We start from the raw sequence: 15,936 nt of genomic DNA on the forward strand, positions 1-15,936 counted from the left end.
GTCCCGGAGCGGAGCGGGCTGCCTCGAACGACACGGTCCCCGCCGCCGTACAAGGCAGGTGATCGCCCGCTCGACCGGGCGGTTCGTGCGGAACGGGCACATCGCCACTGGATGTGCCGGTCCCTGGCTGCATCACCGCGGAGCGTACGGAGAGCGGGCGTGTCGTGCCCTGCTCCGCGGTGATCAGACGGCCTTCTCGTGCGTCCGAGGGAGGCACTCCGGGGTCACCAGCGGTGGTGCACCTGTCCGCGGATCTTGTCGTCGTACAGGGCTTGAACGGCGTCGAGCGTCGACTGCGGCAGCGGAGCCAGCGCGGCGGCCTGGGCGTTGCCGCGGACCTGCTCGGTGTTGCGGGCGCCGGGGATGACGGAGGAGACGCCCGGCTGCTGGATGATCCAGCGCAGGGCCGTCTGCGCCGGGCTGGCACCCTCGGGCGCCAGCGCGGAGAACTCGGCGGCGGCCTCGACGCCCGTCGCGAAGTCGACACCGGCGAAGGTCTCGCCCTGGTCGAAGGCTTCGCCGTGCCGGTTGAACGTGCGGTGGTCGTCGGCGGCGAAGACCGTGTCCTTCGTGTACCGGCCGGAGAGCAGCCCGCTGGCGAGCGGCACCCGGGCGATGATGCCGACGCCGGCCTCCGCCGCCGCGGGCAGCACCTCCTCCAGGGGCTTGAGCCGGAACGGGTTGAAGATGATCTGCACGCTCGCGGTGCCCGGGCGGGCGATGGCGGTCATCGTCTCCGCGCAGGTTTCCACGCTCACGCCGTACGCCGCGATCCGGCCCTCCTCGACGAGGGTGTCCAGGGCGTCGAAGGCGGCGTCGGAGGAGAACACCGGCGTGGGCGGGCAGTGCAACTGCACCAGGTCAAGGCGGTCCACCCCGAGGTTGCGGCGCGAACGGTCCGTCCAGGCACGGAAGTTCTCCAGCGTGTACAGCGCCGGATCCAGCTCCACGCGGCGGCCCATCTTCGTCGCCACCAGGACATCCGCGTCCGGGCGCCGGCGCAGGTACTGGCCGATGAGCTGCTCGCTGCGGCCGTCCCCGTACACGTCGGCGGTGTCGAAGAACGTCACTCCGGACTCGACGGCAGCGTCCAGCACCGCCAAGGCGTCCTCCTCCTTCACATCACCCCAGTCGGCCCCCAGCTGCCAGGTCCCCAGACCGACCACCGACACCTGCTGCTTGCTCCTGCCGAAGACCCGCTGCTCCATGTTCCCCATCCTTGTCACTGCTTCCACTGCACACGTGTGACTGGCACGCCACGACTGAGGCCACGACCTCCGCGCCTCCGCCGAGCCACTGACGCGGAACGTGAACGCGCAGGTGGACCGGGGGCCGCCGAGACACGGTGCCAAGGTACAGGGGCGCCCGCATGTCCCAGCCGGTCCTGTGACACGCGCGGGGGCGAAACACCAGCCACACAGATACGCGTCCGCAACAACTTTCGTGCGTGCCTCTTGCGTCCGCGCACCCCGCTGAGTTGCGCTGGTTCCGTACCGTCGACCTCCGATGAGGGAGGGGCGGATTCCACGGGGGAGGGGCAAGACTGTGGTGAACACTGTCGTGGTGACGGGCGGGGCCGGATTCATCGGTTCCCATCTCTGCAGACGTCTGCTGGGGGAGGGGCACCGTGTCATCTGTGTCGACAATTTCCTGACCGGCCGCCGCGCCAACATCGAGGCGCTGTCGCGGCACGACCGCTTTGCTCTGCATGTCGCCGACGTGGCCGACATGACGGAACCACTACCGGCTGCGGCGGGCCGCATCGACGCGGTCCTCCACCTCGCCTCGCCCGCTTCGCCGATCGACTACCAACGCCACCCGTGCGAGACCCTGCGCGCGGGAGGGCCCGGCACCCTTGCGGCGCTCGACCTGGCACTTCACCACCGGGCACGGTTCCTGCTCGCCTCGACGTCCGAGACCTACGGGGACCCGCTCGTGCACCCCCAGCCGGAGAGCTACTGGGGGCACGTCAACCCCGTGGGCCCGCGCAGCGTGTACGACGAGGCCAAGCGGTACGCGGAAGCGGCGACAGCCGCCTACCGCCGCGTGCACGGACTGTCGACCATCATCGTGCGGCTGTTCAACACCTACGGCCCGGGTATGCGCCGGGACGACGGAAGGGCGGTGCCGGCCTTCATCGACCAGGCGCTGCGCGGGCTGCCCCTCACCGTCGCCGGCGACGGGTCGCAGACCCGGTCGCTCTGCTACGTCGACGACATGGTGGACGGACTCATGGCCGCCCTGGCCGTCGACCACGGGGGCCCCATGAATCTCGGCAACCCCATCGAGATGTCCGTGCTGGACCTGGCGCACCTGGTCCGGGACGTGGCCGGATCGTCCTCCGAGATCGAGTTCGTGGCACGGCCACAGGACGACCCCTGCCGCCGCCGTCCGGACACGGCGCTGGCGCGTGCCGCCCTCGGCTGGGAGCCCCTCGTGCCGCCTCGGGAGGGTATCCGCCGGACCGTGGCGTGGTTCAGGACCGCACAGGGGCGACCGACGACGCGCGCCGCTGCCGCGACAGCCTGAGGACACGGCACACTACGTCGTCCGTGCGCCGGCTGCCCGTGCGCCGGCTGCCCGTGCACGGGCCGTTCGTGCACGGGCCGTTCGTGCACTGGCTGTCCGTGCACCGGCAACAGGGCGCGGCCCGGTCCCCGTAGCCGTCCTGCCCGGGAATGGTCGTGATCAGCCGCGTCCGGTGCCGTAGAAGCGTACGTAGTCGATGGTCATGGCCGCGGGGAAGCGGGTGGAGTCGTCGGGCGAGCCCGGCCAGTCGCCGCCGACCGCGACGTTCAGCAGGAGGTGCATGTCCTGCTCGAAGACCCAGTCGCGGTCGGCGGGAAGCTTGTCCGGGGTGAGGGTGAAGTACCGCTTTCCGTCGACGGACCAAGTGATGCGGTGCGGCTCCTTCTCGACGGCGTAGGTGTGGAAGGCGCGATCGGCGTCGGCGGGCAGGGTGGTGGAGCCGCCGATCCCGTTCTCGTTGTAGTACGTAGGGCCGTGCGCGGTGCCGTAGACCGTGCGCGGCTCGTCGCCGACGACCTCGCTGATGTCGATCTCGCCCTGGCGGGGCCACTGCGCGCCGTTGTCGCCGAGCATCCAGATGGCCGGGAGCAGACCCTTGCCGGTGGGCATCTTCGCCCGGACCTCCACGCGCCCGTGGCGGAGCGAGACGTTGTCGGCGGTGGTCAGGCGAGCCGAGGTGAACGGGCAGACGTCCTGTGTGTAGCAGGGAAGGTCGGCCCCTTCAGGGGCGTGCTTCGCGCTGATCACCAGGTGGCCGGAGCCGTCGAGCGCCGAGTTGGCCGCGTCGTCGGTGTAGTACTGCAACTCGTTGTTGCCCCATCCCTCCTCGTCCTGGTTACCGGTCTCGGTGTTCCAGTACTTCGCTGACGGGCGGGTCCCCGAGGCGCCGTCGAACTCGGCCTGCCAGAAGGGCCGGTCGCTGTCCGCAGCCGGCTGTCGTCCTTCGGTCGGCGTGGACACACACCCGGTCAGGAGGGCGCCGACGGCGAGCATGAGGGCCGAGCGGACGTGCTGCTTCACAACGGGGGCTCCGTAAGCCGGGGAGGAGATAGGCGCAGGTGCGGGGCGGTCGCGGCCTGCGTCCGGGACCTTCGGGAGCTTAGTCCCTGCTCGCGCGGCCAGTATGCGGTGACCGCCCGGCAGGGCGATGCTCCTGCCGTCGAGTCCGCACGCCGGTTTCTTTCGGTGAGCTACGTTGCGAAGGCGCTACCCGAGCGGTGCCGTCATGCAGGGAAGGTGTTAGCGTAGGCGGCCGAGCGATGACCAGTTCGCTCACGGAGAGCTGAGGAGGTGTGTTGATGACTGTCGTGGAGACGCCCGCTGCGTGCGGCGCCCGGACCATCCTCACCTCCCGGGCCTCGTCCTGACCTTCGCCTGCCTGCCTCCCTTGTAGGGGAGTGTTCTCGGCACGCTCGTTGTCCGGCGGGGCCCCCGTTCAAGGGTCTCCACGTTGTTTCATCCATTCACTCCATCCGCATCTGCTTCTGCTCACTCTCATGAGCGCGTCCTGACTCTGGCCGACTATGGCTGGGACACGGAACGAGAGTGCTCCTTCGCCCCGTCGCGGGCCGCGGGACTGGTTCCCGGCCGTGTTGTGCGGGCCGAGCGCGGTCTGTGCGACGTCGTCGCCGAGGCCGGGCCCGTTCGCGCGGCCACTCTTCCCTCGTCCGGGATCGGTGATCGGCTGACGCCGTGCACCGGCGACTGGGTCGCCGTCCGGTCGGCGGAGTCGGCGGCCTCCGCCATCGTGGTGGAGGTGCTGGAGCGCCGGACCGCCGTGGTCCGCTCCACCTCTTCGCGTACCTCCCGAGCCCAGGTACTGGCCGCGAACGTCGACACCGTAGCGGTGGTCGTCTCTCTCGCCGACCCGCTCAAGCTCGGACGGATCGAGCGGATGCTCGCCCTGGCGTGGGAGAGCGGCGCGGTGCCCGTGGTGGTGCTCACCAAGGCCGACGGGGCCACCGACCCCGCCGCGTCGGCCGCCGCGGTGGCTGAAGTGGCTCCCGGCACGGAGGTGCTGGTCACCAGCGCCGCCACCGGTGAGGGGCTGGACGTCCTGACCGCCGTCCTGTCGGGCACGGTCGTCCTGCTCGGGCCCTCGGGCGCCGGCAAGTCCACCCTCGGCAATCGCCTGCTGGGCGAAGACCTCCTGGCCACCGGCGCGGTGCGCGACAGCGACGGCAAGGGTCGGCACACCACCGCGTGGCGTGAGCTGCTGCCGCTGCCCGGAGGCGGGGTCCTGCTCGACACCCCGGGCCTGCGCGGAGTGGGCCTGCACGATGCCGACGAGGGCCTGGAGCAGACCTTCGCCGACATCACCGAGCTGGCCCCGGACTGCCGCTTCGCGGACTGTGCCCACGCCACTGAGCCGGGTTGCGCGGTGCTGGCCGCCGTCGAGGACGGCCGTCTCAGCCGGCGGCGCCTCGACAGCTACCACCGGCTGCAGCGCGAGAACACCTACGCCGCCTCCCGCACCGACGCCCGGCTGCGCGCCGAGCTGGAACGGCCCATGAAGCAGATCTCGCGCCAAGTGCGCGCCCTCAAGCGGTCTCCCCACTTCTTCAAGGCATGACGGAAAGGAATCAGGTCATGGACCTTCCCCGCATCTTCACCATCCGCGAGAGCAACCACCGCATCCACAACCCGCTGACCGCGGACAAGCTCGCCGCCCTGGGGCAATCCCTCCACCTCGCCCCCGGGACACGCGTGCTCGACCTGGCCAGCGGCTCGGGCGAGATGCTGTGCACCTGGGCCCGCGACCTCGGCCTCACGGGCACCGGAGTGGACATCAGCACGCTCTTCACGGAGCAGGCCCGGGCCCGCGCCGCCGAACTCGGCGTCGCCGACCGGGTCGCATTCGTCCACGGTGACGCAGCCGGTCACGTCACCGACCAGCCGGTCGATCTGGCCGCTTGCGTCGGCGCGACCTGGATCGGCAACGGCGTCGCCGGTACGACCGAGCTGCTTCAGCGCAGCCTGCGCCCCGGCGGACTCATGCTGATCGGCGAGCCCTACTGGCGGCAGACCCCTCCAGACGAGGAGACCGCCAAGGCGTGCCACGCCACCGCCGTCGCCGACTTCCTGCTCCTGCCGGAACTGATCGGGCAGTTCCAGGAACTCGGGTACGACGTCGTGGAGATGATGCTGGCCGACCAGGACAGCTGGGACCGCTACGCCGCCGCCCAGTGGCTCAGCATGCGCCGCTGGCTCGACCAGAACCCGGACGACGAACTCGCCCCCGCGGTACGGGAAGAACTCACCATTGAGCCCGCCAACTACGCGCGCTACGGACGTGAGTACCTCGGCTGGGGTGTCTTCGCCCTGATGAAGCGCTGACACCCTCGTCCCGTACGGGGCCTGGACTGCACGTCGTCCGGGCCCCGTACGGGACACCTCATCATCGCGATGCCGAGGTGACGGCGACACCTGTGTGCCTTGTAGCGTGATGTCCCTACGGGCCAGAGGGACCCGCAGGGCGAAGGGCAGGGCAGAGCCGTCACGACGCTCGTCGGCACGCGCGACTTGTACGGCTCGACGGGAGCGGACGACAATGAACCGATGACGTGGTTCGAGCAGGCGCAGAGAGCCGAGCAGTCGGGTGACTGGGACACTGCCCTCGTCCTGGTGAGAGCACACGCCCAGTGTCACTCCACCGACTACACCGCTCACGACAACCATCTGTGGCACATGGACCTTCTTGTCCGCGCTGGGCGGCTCACCGCGCTCACCGAGCTGGCCCGCACAGATGTCCATGCCCGTCGGCGGCTCAACCGGGCGCTTCGCCAGCGGGGGATGACAGCCGTGCTCCACGAGCGCGCAGCGCACGGCGACCGCGGTGCTCTGTACAGTCTCATCCGGTTGCTCTGCGAGACGGACCGAATCGAGCGAGCACGCGAAACCATCGAGGAGATCGCCGCGCGGGATTCGTATGCCGGGGAGATCCTTGCTGGCTTCGAGGCGTCGTCGATGCCGGGCCCGTGACGCGAACGCGCGCTGCGAAGTGGGTATTTGACCCGGTGGTGTGGTGAAGTCGCGGGCGGTCCCGGTCGTGCCGTGGGATCCGCGTCACCTTCCGCGTATGGCAGGGTCGATCGCATGGATTGCATCTTCTGCGGGCTCATCCGGGAAGGCGGCGCGAGGTGGGTGGCTCGTACGTCGGAGGCGTGTGCCTTCACTCCGCTGAACCCGCTGGCGCCGGGGCACACCCTGGTGGTTCCCACGCTGCACTACGAGGACGTCTTCGAGACCCCGGCCGACGTCCTCGCCGTGACGACAGCACTGGTTCAGCGCGTGGCCAAGGCCGCGCGGGCCGCCTTGGGCGCCTCCGGTGTGAACATTCTCAGTGCCAGCGGCCCGGGTTCGGAGCAGTCGGTGCCCCATCTGCACTTCCATGTCGTTCCGCGGTGGGTGGGTGACGGCATCTCGACGTGGCCGGCCGGAAGCTCCGTACATCACTTCGCTGGTGATCCAGGGGCGCTGCTGGCGGACGCTCTGGCGTCGGACGGCGACCACGGGGCGGGGTGAACGATCACCTCGTACCCTCTGCACATGAGTGATGATCCGTTCCAGTGCCGCTGTGTGCTCTGCCATGACTACGGCGACCGGGACGAGGCGGACCGTATGGGTCTGACAGTCATCGAGCATGTGCAGCGGCACGGATGGCACGTCGTGATGGTGCCCGAGGACGAGATCGGTCCCGGCTTCGCCTACACGATCGGCCTCGCGCACACGTACGGCGGCCCCGAACTCGCCATGTTTGGGCTCGACGTTCACGTGATGCACCGCATACTCAACACACTCGGAGAGAAGCGTGCCGCAGGTGAAGCACTGGCGGACGGCCAGAGCCACTCTGACGTTGTCGTCGGTCACCGAGTTGCGCTCAGGCAGGTTCACCGCGGTTGGCATCGGACCTTCTTCGGCCAGGCCATCGGCTTCTACCGGAGGCCGCCTCTTCCTGTGCTGCAAGTCGCGTGGCCTGATGCCGAAGGCCGTTTCCACTGGGATCAACAGGCTGACGCGAGGCATCGCGAGTCACAGCCTCAGTTGTGGCTGCCTCCGAGTGGCCATCCTGTCGGGGTGTGGACGGCCGAACTGTGAAGTCGTGTTCGTGAACTGCCCTGTGTTGTTGTCGGCAACTTTGGGGTGGGTCATGTTGCCGGAGGGGGCACTCTGCGGCCCGGCCTTGCCGTGCCAGTCTGGTCGGCGATCGTTGTTCCTCGGGTGAACGAGTTGCCAGGGGGAGAGGCGGCCGGAAGGGCGTGACACCGGGTCGCTCTGAGTGACGGCACGGGGGAGGACGACATGATCTACGCTGCGGTGCTCTTCATCATCGTCAGCTTGTTGGTCACCAGCTGGAAAGCTGTCCGGCTCTGGCGGGATCCAGCACTCGTGGACTTCTTTCTGACTGCCTTTACGTTCCTACCTTTCGGCCGTGAGACACACCGCGGAGAGGTGCGCTCGATCTTCGTCTCCATCGTCGGCATGTGGTCCCTTTGCGTCCTCATCTTGCTGGGGATGCAGGACCGCGCGTTCGACACGCTGACGGCGGTGACTGCTCTGACCGCCCTTCTGGTGGCAGTGACCTGCATCATCACCGAGGTCTGCGTCATCCTGTTCAACCGACCGAAGTTCGTTGTGCCGCCGCATATGCGTTCCGAGCCCGGAGTGTTGGCCGCTCGCCGCGCCATGCGCACACGGATACGAAGGCGTCGGCCGACGTGATCACCCCGGGGCGTGCGGACCGCTCACGGATACATGGTCGACTTCTGCCACCGAGTTCTCCGCCAGCTCGAAGCCAAACGGTGCTCGCCCGTCATGCACCCGGTCGAGCCACGGGGGCCGGAACACGTTCTTTTCGACGTCCTTGAGACTGTGCCCCCGCGTGCGGCCGGGACAGGTGACGTGCTGTGTCCGTGCACGCCTGACGGCGTCACCAGCGCATGCCGAGTTCAACCGGTGTCCGTCACTCGGAGGTCTGACTCCCCTTCGTACGCATGCGCCCAGAGGGGCACATGCTCCCACTCCGAGGACGGATGTGGCCCCACGGGAGTGCGTGGCAGCCTCCGGGATGGCGCAAGAAGTCCCCAACGAAGGAGCAGGCCCATGACGGTCAGACCGTTACCGACGAGCACTGCACGTCTGGCGACCACGACACCCGTCCCGCCGTGGGCGAGACGCGCGGCAGCTGCCGTCCTGTGGACATCTTTACCGTCGGCGTTGTGGAGGTGCGCCGTGGTGATCGGTGTCCCCTTGGGGCTCGCCGAGTCCGAGTACGACGCGATGCTCATTCCCGGCTGGGGGTATCTCGTCCTGCCGTTGCTGTCCGTGCTGCAAGAGGCGGTGGCTTGCCTGACGTTGGGACTGGTCCGGCCGTGGGGTGAGGTGTGGCCGCGATGGGTCCCAGGCCTGGGCGGACGCCGTGTACCCGTGCTTGCGGCGACCGTACCCGCGACGCTGGGCGCTCTCGCCTGCACGGTCTACGGCGTGCTCTTCGTATGGACGACGGTGCATGCCGACATGGCGATCGCGCAGTGGGGCAAGTGGGTGATGACGGCCTGCTACATACCCGTGGTGGCATGGGGGCCGCTGCTGGCTGTCGTCACCCTGCACTACTACCGGCGTCGCACATGCCCTTGATTGACATGGGCAGGGACTGCGTCTGCCGCTATGCCTTCTCCGGCCCGACGCACCGGCCGGACAGAGGTAGGGCGTTCTGTGGCAGCCGATCACACGGCTACGTGAGCGCGGGCTGAGGATGCGGGTCACAGGTCGGCCACAGGAGTTTGCATCATCCCCGCGATCGCGGAGGATGATCTTTTACCACGACTCCCTGGGGGGACCACCTTGCACCGCCGCCTCACCGCCATCGGCCTTCTCGCCGCCACGGCCATGACACTCACCGCCTGCACCAGCGACAACACGGTCGACGCCGAGCCCAAGACGAGCGCGACGACAGGCTCTTCCACGCCGAAGGCCGCGGCCATCACCCCGGAGCCGGACACCACCCCGGCGTCGGCCGGCAGTGCCGCCGCCGATGCGGAGAAGCAGGCCGGAATACCGCCCGAGCCCACCGGTGAGCAGCGGCTGGCACTGCTGAAGATCCTGGCCTCGGTCAACCCCGACATCGTCAACTACGAGGAAAAGGCCGTCGACGCCGCCCGCAACCAGTGTTCCGCGATCAACGGGGGCGCGCAGAACCTCGATTCCTCGGCCTCGCAGCGCTTCAGCTACAAGGACGTGAAGACGACGCCCGCCCAGGGCAAGCAGATCAACGACCTGCTGAAGACGAGCGGCTTCTGCAAGTCCTGAGGGCCCCGGCCCGCACCACCACTTCCACGACCTGCGGCGCTCGTCCCCTGGCCTCAGAGGCAATCGACACGAACAACAGGGCGGTGCAACACGGCCTCGAACCAGTCCGCGCACCTCAGAGCCAGCTCCTCGACCGTGCCGGACATCTGGAAGAAGCCGTGCTCGGGTGTCTCGTGGAGGTTGAAGAGCTGGTCGCAGACCTTTCCTGCGCGCACGTGTGTGCCGTGGAAGTGCACGGCCCACTCGCTGCGTATCACCGAGTGCTTGTCGTCGAGGAGGGAGACCCAGACGAGAAGTGACGAGTCGTCCTCGGGCCGAGCGACGCCACTGGGAGCCCATGGCACCCGCCAGGCGGCGGCCCGGGCGCGCAGAGCCGAGAGGAAGCCGAGTTCTGCCTCGTCGAAGTCCCAGGGCTCCTCGCCGTACTCCTGCGGGTCCTCGACCTCGAACCACGTGTTGTTGTCCACAGCAGGACTGTAGAAGGAACCACGGGCCGGGCCCTGCAGCGCGCTGCTTTCGCCGACCGCCACACGCCTGCTCCGCGATCGGCTGGCGGCAGTGTTCGGCGACGAGCCCACCTCTTGACGGCGAACCCGCCGGGGACGGCCCCGAACCCGCCGGGGACGGCCCCGCAACGTCATACCGGTGCCCTCGCCGCGGTCAATCAGCAGTTGTTCCCATACCCGTATTCGAGAGGTGGCGTCAGTCTCGGAGGCATGTTTCGCTTCCTACAGAAGTCCAAGCAAGCGTCAGGCACACCTCTCACGCGCTATTTCGAAGCGTCCCAAACGCACGGGAGGACCCCGACTTCCTCTGGTCCGGCGGCGTCCAGGGAGCCGACCTGGCAGAGCATCCATGCTCGCGGTGGCGCCGCCGAGTTCACAGCGCCCGGGCGTCAGGCGGCTCCGCCCACGGAGACGCCCGATGCGGTCCGTCACGACCTTCCGCAGGTTCTCACCAGGAGCTACGCGGAGTTCGACTGCGAAGTGAACACCCTCACCCCACAACTCCTCTACGCACACTACGAGCAGTCAAGGCTCCTCTACCCGCAGAAGACGGCACGGCTGGAGCCCTTCCTGGAAGTGATCCTGGAGAACTGGGAGAAGGCGTTGAGGGCGGGCACCTCGCTGCTGCGCGTCACTCTGCACCGCACGCACGACGACAGCGGCGACGCCTCACTGGCGATGTGGCGGGCCACCGGGGCCTGCTGGCACGTGCAGAACGTGGTGAATCTGGGACCGCCGACGGCAGCGCGCGCGGTGATACTGGCGGCTCAGCAGGCGTTGATGCGTGAAGGGCGCATCGGGGCGTTGCAAATATGGTTCCGTCCCGGTCATCCCTACATGGGGCGGGTGTTCGGGACTCTGGGGCAACGGCTTCCGCCCGGCACCGGTGCTGTCACGCCGTGCGACTACCTGATGGTGCCCTTGGACGTCGCGCGTTCACTGGCGGACCCGGAGGACCGCGACACCTCCGTACTCGAACTGGACGGCGATGAGGCGTGTGCCGAGCTCGCCGCCTTGGCGGTTCGTGCGCGCGGGGCGTCGTACGCCCGGGCGGAGGGTCTTTGGAGCGACGACCTGCTGCTGGAATCAGTGGACCGGCACTATCGCGAGGTGGGGCTGAGGCGGCGACGTCGGATCTGGGTGCACCCGGGGGAGCGGGGGCGTCTCTCGGCCGCGGCCCTGGCCTATGAGGGGCCGTTGGGGTTCAGCCTGTCCTTCCTGGAGAACCGCTGCGATCTGCTTGTCGATCCCGGCCTCGACGCCGCGCAGGCCGAGCGGATGGTCCGCGGGATCCTCCCGCGCGTGAGCGTGGCCTACGAGACGTTTGCGCTCGGCGCGATCCCGGTGGCGACGGACCTGCGGACGGGCCGCTTCCTGCGTGACGCCGGTGCCGAACCGGTGGCCTCGTACGCGCAGGCGATCTGGTCCGCGGAGGGGTACGCCGAGTTCTACCGTTACGTAGACGCTTGGTACGGGCACCGTGGGAACGAACTCGTACCTGATCCGGAGACCCCGGCATGAGGAACGGGTACCTCATGGAGGATCCTCGGGAGGCGGCCCGGCTGGTGTCGAAGGTGGACGCTGCGCAATGGGTGCGGACCTGTCTGTCGGATGTCATGTCACCGCGAGCCGCGGTGCTCGATGTAGGCGCCGGCCCCGGACACCTCGCCGCCGCCGTCCTGCGGCGTTGGCCCGGGGCCAGAGTCGTCGCCGTCGACGGAAGTGCCGACAGGCTGGCCGCCGGCGTCTCCGGAAGCGGAAGCGGAAGCGGGAACGGGAACGGGAACGGGGATGGGAGCGGGGATGGGAGCGGGGCGGTCGAGCGCCACTGCGCTGATGCCTGCCGACTGCCCTTCGACACCGGATCGTTCGACGTGGTCTACTCCCGGCTGCTGCTGCAGTACCTCGAACGCCGCGATACGGCCGTCGCCGAGATGGCGCGCGTCACGCGCAGCGGCGGGGCGGTCGTGCTGTACGACCTCGACGGGCAGCTCTTCTGGCACGACCCCCTGCCCGAGGAGCTCGGGACGCTGCTCGCGCGGGTCGGTCCCGCGTTGCACGCGGCCGGCTTCGACTCTCATGCGGGACGCGGTCTGTACCGGTTGGCGCGCGCTGCCGGACTGCGCGACCTCACCGTCCGGGTGGAGCCGTACCACCTGATCGCCGGACGGGTGCCGGATGCGGAACGGGCCCGCTGGGAGCTGAAACTGGACATCGCCCGGCCCTTTCTCGTGCAGGCTCTCGGATCGCAGGCCCTGGCGGACCGGGCCGTCTCCGTCTACATGGATTTCCTGGACGCCGAGGACACCTTGAGTTACTCCGTCGCCTTCACCGTCACCGGGCGCCGCCCCTGACAGATCGCCCGCAGCCGCCGGTTCCGATTCACCTCCTGGATGGGTGGAAGCGATCGGTCCGCCGGGCCAGAATGGGGCCATGGGGGACCTGTCGTTGGGTGACTACGAGCAGATGCTCGACCTGGCCGCCTCCGTGTACGGCGACCCAGGGGCCGAAGCGTCCTGGCCGCAACTGCTCACCGAACTCGGTACGTGTCTCCACGGCGGAATCAGCCTGCTGGCCGCCCTCCGCTGGGAACAGGGCACTGGTCATATGGTCGCCGGGCAGCCGGACTGGCTCGGCAGCCGGCCGATGAACAGCCTCATCAACACACACATGCGAGATCATCCCCTGATGCGGGTGTACGCCAGGGGAAGCAGTGCTCCGTTGACGATCGACGACGTGGCCGACGCGAGCTGGTGGCGCAGCGAGGCGCACCACGCCGGCCGCGAAGCCATCGGCATCACACGGCAACTCGCCATACCGCTGCGCGCGCCACCCGGAGCCATCCGCACCCTGGTGATCGGGCGGGACGGCTCGGACTTCAGTGAGCGGGACCGCGCCGTCGCACAGCGCCTCCAACCCCTTCTGCGCGGGCTCGACGCGCATCTGCGAGGACTGGAGAGCCTTCGCCGCTCGCTGCCAGAGGCGAGTTCCGCGGGCACCCTGGAACACCGGGCCGAGCAACACGGCATCACCCCGCGCGAGTTGACCGTCCTCGCACTGCTGGCCCGGGGGCTCACGGCGGAGGCGTCCGCTCGCAAGCTGGGCATCAGCGTGCACACGGTGCTCAAGCACCGCGAGCATCTCTACCGCAAACTCGGCTCCCACGACCGGCTCACCACCGTCCTGCGCGCACAGGAGCGCGGCCTGCTGCCGACTTGAACAGTCTTGAGGCGGAGAAGGGCGAGGGCTGAGCAGGCGTACGGGTTACGCGGCCGACGGCTGCCATGCCTCCTGGAAGCGGCGGCGGGCACGGTGCAGGCGGGAGCGGATCGTGCCGACCGGGAGGGACAGGGTCTCGGCCATCTCCTCCTCGTTGAGGCCGTACGCGCGCAGGGTGAGGACCTGGCGGTGGGCGTCGGACAGGCGGTCGAGGACGTCGGTGATGTGCACCGCGTCCAGCGGGTTCGTCGCGCGGCCGACCTCCACGTCGGAGTACGCCGTCTCCGCGCCGCGTCGTTTCGCGGTGCGGACGGCTTCGCGGACGGTCACCGAGCGCACCCAGCCGTAGAACGCCGCCGGTTCGCGCAGCGAGCCCAGACCGCGGTAGACGGCGAGGAGCGCCTCCTGCGCGGCGTCCGCCCCGTCGTCGTGGGTGATGGAGCGGCAGATGCGCGCGACATACGGGGCGATGTCGGCGAGCAGGCTGTTCATCGCGCGCTCGTCACCTGCCTGGGCACGCCTGAGCAGCGCCGGAAGAGTGGGGATGTCGCTGACGGTGTTCATGGCGAGGGAGCGCTCCTCAGGGCAGCAGCCGGGGCAGGTGGGACGTGTGGGCCCGTACGGTTTCGGGCTCGGGCTCGGGTCCGGGTTCGGTCTCAGCGGTGTCCGCCGCGAACGCGAGCAGCCCGTCGCGGACGTCGTCGCGGAACGCCCGCATGAACGACGGGCTGAAACAGGACGTGAAGTGGGGGAATTCGACGGCCAGTTGCCCTTCGAAGGAGACCACGCACGCCATGACGGGGCTGCGGCCCGCCTGCGGGAAGTAGTTCTCGCGGGCGGGGACCAGGCGCACGTCGGTCGCGCGCAGTCCTTCGGGCAGGCGGGGGCCGGGGACCACGCCCATGTTCGTCACGATCACGGTGGCCAGCTGCAGCGTCGGGTGGCGCGGGATCTCCGGCATGATCCGGAGTTCCTGGATGTGATCCCCGTGGTCGATGAAGTCCCTGAGGCGGGCGTGCAGAGTTCTTGCCAGCGCGAGCGGTTCCGTCGCCTCGGGGGCGACCTCGACCGTCTGGAGGTGGGTGGTGACCGCGGCCACCATGACCGAGGCCGCGAGCGGCGGGGACAGCCGGGAGCGCAGATCGACGGGTGACAGGCAGCCCAGTGTCCGGGGGCCGTCGCCGTCCAGGCGGCGGCGTGCCGCGCGCAGGACCGCGGTGCTCACCAGCGCGTGCACGGAGACACCGGCCCGGCGGGCGGCCTGCCGGAGCCGGGCGGTGTCCTCCTGGCCCAGAGCCAGCCGGCACGTCTCGATGTGGCCCTCGGGCTCGGCCGGACCGGAGGTGGCGGCGGGCATGTCGCCGGTCGGGCGCGGGACGTCGTACGGGACGAGGTCCACGGGGTGCGCCGTCGCCTGCTCGACGCGCTGTTCGAGGTACTTGAGGGTGTCGGCCTCCTCGCCGTGCGGCAGCAGCTCGCTGACGGGGCGGGGCCACCCGAAGGCTCCCTCGCCCCCCACCGCGTCCGCGACGCCGCTTCGCGACGAAGCGTCCTCGGCCAGGAGCCGGTACCGGTCCCAGAGGTTGTTGTGCAGGGCGATGCTGCTGTGCCCGTCGGTGACCGTGTGGTCCACCACCAGCACGAACAGGTGCTGGTCGCCCTCGGGCGCGCTGACCAGGACCGCGCGGACCAGCGGGCCACCGACCGGCAGCGGGGCGTTCAGCTCCGCCGCGTAGGCGTCCTCGAGGTCGCCGGTACGGGTGAGCAGCCGGGGCCTCGACTCCTCCGGGAGCAGCCGCAGCGCGTACCCCGTCGGGTCGGCGGGCACGATGCGGGCCCGCAGTGTCGGCTGCTCGGCCGTGATGGCGTCGAACGCGGCCGACAGGGTCTCCGCGTCGACCTTGCCGCGCAGCGTGCAGGAGAGCACCGCTCTGCTCCGCTGACCCACGTACAGAGCCTCGGAGGGACACAGCGCACGTCCCGAGACATCCGAGACACCCGAGGCGGCCAAGTCGTCCGCGCCGCCACGCACTTGCGAGCCGTTCATGCCGTCAGTCATTCTCTCGTCCATCGTTTTCCGCGTTCGCGCTTTCCGGCCGTCGGCGCCAGAGCTCGGTGCTGCACACCGGTGACATAGCCCCGCCGCCGACGGCCTTTCGCAGGAAATAGGGATCGGGAATTCCGCGTCACCACGAGCGTGCATGCCGGGAAGTCGCCGGATCAACCTGTCAGCATTGTCCGGACCGAAGTCACGTGGTTTCCCTAAATTCGCTCGCCGCTCGGCATGTCGGCGACACGCGCGCTTCGGCGACATACGCGGCGACATACGCGCTTTAGGGAAATCACTCAAGTCAATGCCGTCGGGCCGGTCTGC

Annotated in this window: 17 protein-coding genes; 12 read left to right on the top strand and 5 right to left on the bottom strand. The window is 69.3% G+C overall.

Features of this window, described 5'->3' with window-relative positions; genetic code table 11:
* Nucleotides 1–224 precede the first annotated feature (224 nt).
* Entirely contained in the window at nt 225–1,208 is a 984-nt protein-coding gene (locus N5I75_RS37070; RefSeq protein WP_476684590.1) for an aldo/keto reductase, read from the bottom strand.
* Between the two features lie 298 nt (nt 1,209–1,506).
* Here N5I75_RS37070 and N5I75_RS37075 point away from each other — a divergent pair, with 298 nt between their 5' ends.
* Nucleotides 1,507–2,529 (top strand): NAD-dependent epimerase/dehydratase family protein, encoded by a 1,023-nt coding sequence (locus N5I75_RS37075; protein ID WP_476684592.1) that lies wholly within the window; start codon nt 1,507–1,509, stop codon nt 2,527–2,529.
* Nucleotides 2,530–2,688: 159 nt separating this feature from the next.
* Here N5I75_RS37075 and N5I75_RS37080 read toward each other — a convergent pair whose 3' ends face one another.
* Nucleotides 2,689–3,549, bottom strand: a complete 861-nt coding sequence (locus tag N5I75_RS37080) for a glycoside hydrolase family 16 protein (protein WP_476684593.1) — start codon at nt 3,547–3,549, stop codon at nt 2,689–2,691.
* 493 nt (nt 3,550–4,042) lie between these two features.
* Here N5I75_RS37080 and rsgA point away from each other — a divergent pair, with 493 nt between their 5' ends.
* From rsgA to N5I75_RS37120, 8 genes are all read left to right on the top strand, one after another.
* Nucleotides 4,043–5,101 carry a ribosome small subunit-dependent GTPase A gene (gene rsgA, locus N5I75_RS37085; protein ID WP_476684926.1) on the top strand — a complete coding sequence of 353 codons (1,059 nt, stop codon included), beginning with the start codon at nt 4,043–4,045 and terminating at the stop codon, nt 5,099–5,101.
* A 17-nt stretch (nt 5,102–5,118) separates the two neighbouring features.
* A complete protein-coding gene (locus tag N5I75_RS37090) occupies nt 5,119–5,865 on the top strand; it encodes an SAM-dependent methyltransferase (protein ID WP_476684595.1) in 747 nt (248 codons plus the stop codon).
* Between the two features lie 222 nt (nt 5,866–6,087).
* Nucleotides 6,088–6,510: a hypothetical protein gene (locus N5I75_RS37095; protein ID WP_476684596.1), complete on the top strand. Its 423-nt coding sequence runs from the start codon at nt 6,088–6,090 to the stop codon at nt 6,508–6,510.
* 114 nt (nt 6,511–6,624) lie between these two features.
* The gene (locus tag N5I75_RS37100; RefSeq protein ID WP_476684598.1) at nt 6,625–7,053 is read left to right on the top strand and encodes an HIT family protein; all 429 of its coding nucleotides are present in this window, start codon (nt 6,625–6,627) and stop codon (nt 7,051–7,053) included.
* 24 nt (nt 7,054–7,077) lie between these two features.
* A complete protein-coding gene (locus tag N5I75_RS37105; RefSeq protein ID WP_476684599.1) occupies nt 7,078–7,626 on the top strand; it encodes a DUF4262 domain-containing protein in 549 nt (182 codons plus the stop codon).
* Between the two features lie 204 nt (nt 7,627–7,830).
* The gene (locus N5I75_RS37110; protein WP_476684600.1) at nt 7,831–8,250 is read left to right on the top strand and encodes a hypothetical protein; all 420 of its coding nucleotides are present in this window, start codon (nt 7,831–7,833) and stop codon (nt 8,248–8,250) included.
* Between the two features lie 381 nt (nt 8,251–8,631).
* The gene (locus tag N5I75_RS37115; RefSeq protein ID WP_476684601.1) at nt 8,632–9,165 is read left to right on the top strand and encodes a hypothetical protein; all 534 of its coding nucleotides are present in this window, start codon (nt 8,632–8,634) and stop codon (nt 9,163–9,165) included.
* A gap of 207 nt (nt 9,166–9,372) precedes the next feature.
* Complete coding sequence (locus N5I75_RS37120) at nt 9,373–9,837, top strand: hypothetical protein (protein WP_476684602.1); 465 nt, start codon at nt 9,373–9,375, stop codon at nt 9,835–9,837.
* Between the two features lie 53 nt (nt 9,838–9,890).
* On the opposite strand, the gene N5I75_RS37125 is transcribed toward N5I75_RS37120, so the two are convergent.
* A complete protein-coding gene (locus tag N5I75_RS37125) occupies nt 9,891–10,304 on the bottom strand; it encodes a hypothetical protein (protein WP_476684603.1) in 414 nt (137 codons plus the stop codon).
* A gap of 519 nt (nt 10,305–10,823) precedes the next feature.
* Between N5I75_RS37125 and N5I75_RS37130 the strand changes: the two genes are divergently transcribed.
* From N5I75_RS37130 to N5I75_RS37140, 3 genes are all read left to right on the top strand, one after another.
* On the top strand, nt 10,824–11,864 hold the full coding sequence (locus tag N5I75_RS37130; RefSeq protein ID WP_476684604.1) for a hypothetical protein: 1,041 nt from the start codon (nt 10,824–10,826) through the stop codon (nt 11,862–11,864).
* Nucleotides 11,865–11,878: 14 nt separating this feature from the next.
* Nucleotides 11,879–12,697, top strand: a complete 819-nt coding sequence (locus N5I75_RS37135; RefSeq protein ID WP_476684606.1) for a methyltransferase domain-containing protein — start codon at nt 11,879–11,881, stop codon at nt 12,695–12,697.
* A gap of 79 nt (nt 12,698–12,776) precedes the next feature.
* On the top strand, nt 12,777–13,562 hold the full coding sequence (locus N5I75_RS37140) for a response regulator transcription factor (RefSeq protein ID WP_476684607.1): 786 nt from the start codon (nt 12,777–12,779) through the stop codon (nt 13,560–13,562).
* A gap of 45 nt (nt 13,563–13,607) precedes the next feature.
* On the opposite strand, the gene N5I75_RS37145 is transcribed toward N5I75_RS37140, so the two are convergent.
* Nucleotides 13,608–14,126, bottom strand: a complete 519-nt coding sequence (locus tag N5I75_RS37145; protein ID WP_476684608.1) for an RNA polymerase sigma factor — start codon at nt 14,124–14,126, stop codon at nt 13,608–13,610.
* A 16-nt stretch (nt 14,127–14,142) separates the two neighbouring features.
* Nucleotides 14,143–15,510 (bottom strand): phthiocerol/phthiodiolone dimycocerosyl transferase family protein, encoded by a 1,368-nt coding sequence (locus tag N5I75_RS37150; protein ID WP_476684609.1) that lies wholly within the window; start codon nt 15,508–15,510, stop codon nt 14,143–14,145.
* Nucleotides 15,511–15,936 lie beyond the last annotated feature (426 nt).

This window comes from Streptomyces sp. R818 (genome assembly GCF_056172735.1).

What these genes read in the sequence shown, in the direction of transcription:
- N5I75_RS37105 (WP_476684599.1), top strand. Translation starts at nt 7,078, where the DNA reads ATGAGTGATGATCCGTTCCAGTGCCGCTGTGTGCTCTGCCATGACTAC.
- N5I75_RS37110 (WP_476684600.1), top strand. Translation starts at nt 7,831, where the DNA reads ATGATCTACGCTGCGGTGCTCTTCATCATCGTCAGCTTGTTGGTCACC.
- N5I75_RS37070 (WP_476684590.1), bottom strand. Translation starts at nt 1,208, where the DNA reads ATGGAGCAGCGGGTCTTCGGCAGGAGCAAGCAGCAGGTGTCGGTGGTC.
- N5I75_RS37075 (WP_476684592.1), top strand. Translation starts at nt 1,507, where the DNA reads ATGAGGGAGGGGCGGATTCCACGGGGGAGGGGCAAGACTGTGGTGAAC.
- N5I75_RS37145 (WP_476684608.1), bottom strand. Translation starts at nt 14,126, where the DNA reads ATGAACACCGTCAGCGACATCCCCACTCTTCCGGCGCTGCTCAGGCGT.
- N5I75_RS37100 (WP_476684598.1), top strand. Translation starts at nt 6,625, where the DNA reads ATGGATTGCATCTTCTGCGGGCTCATCCGGGAAGGCGGCGCGAGGTGG.
- N5I75_RS37095 (WP_476684596.1), top strand. Translation starts at nt 6,088, where the DNA reads ATGACGTGGTTCGAGCAGGCGCAGAGAGCCGAGCAGTCGGGTGACTGG.
- N5I75_RS37140 (WP_476684607.1), top strand. Translation starts at nt 12,777, where the DNA reads ATGGGGGACCTGTCGTTGGGTGACTACGAGCAGATGCTCGACCTGGCC.
- N5I75_RS37135 (WP_476684606.1), top strand. Translation starts at nt 11,879, where the DNA reads ATGGAGGATCCTCGGGAGGCGGCCCGGCTGGTGTCGAAGGTGGACGCT.
- N5I75_RS37115 (WP_476684601.1), top strand. Translation starts at nt 8,632, where the DNA reads ATGACGGTCAGACCGTTACCGACGAGCACTGCACGTCTGGCGACCACG.
- N5I75_RS37090 (WP_476684595.1), top strand. Translation starts at nt 5,119, where the DNA reads ATGGACCTTCCCCGCATCTTCACCATCCGCGAGAGCAACCACCGCATC.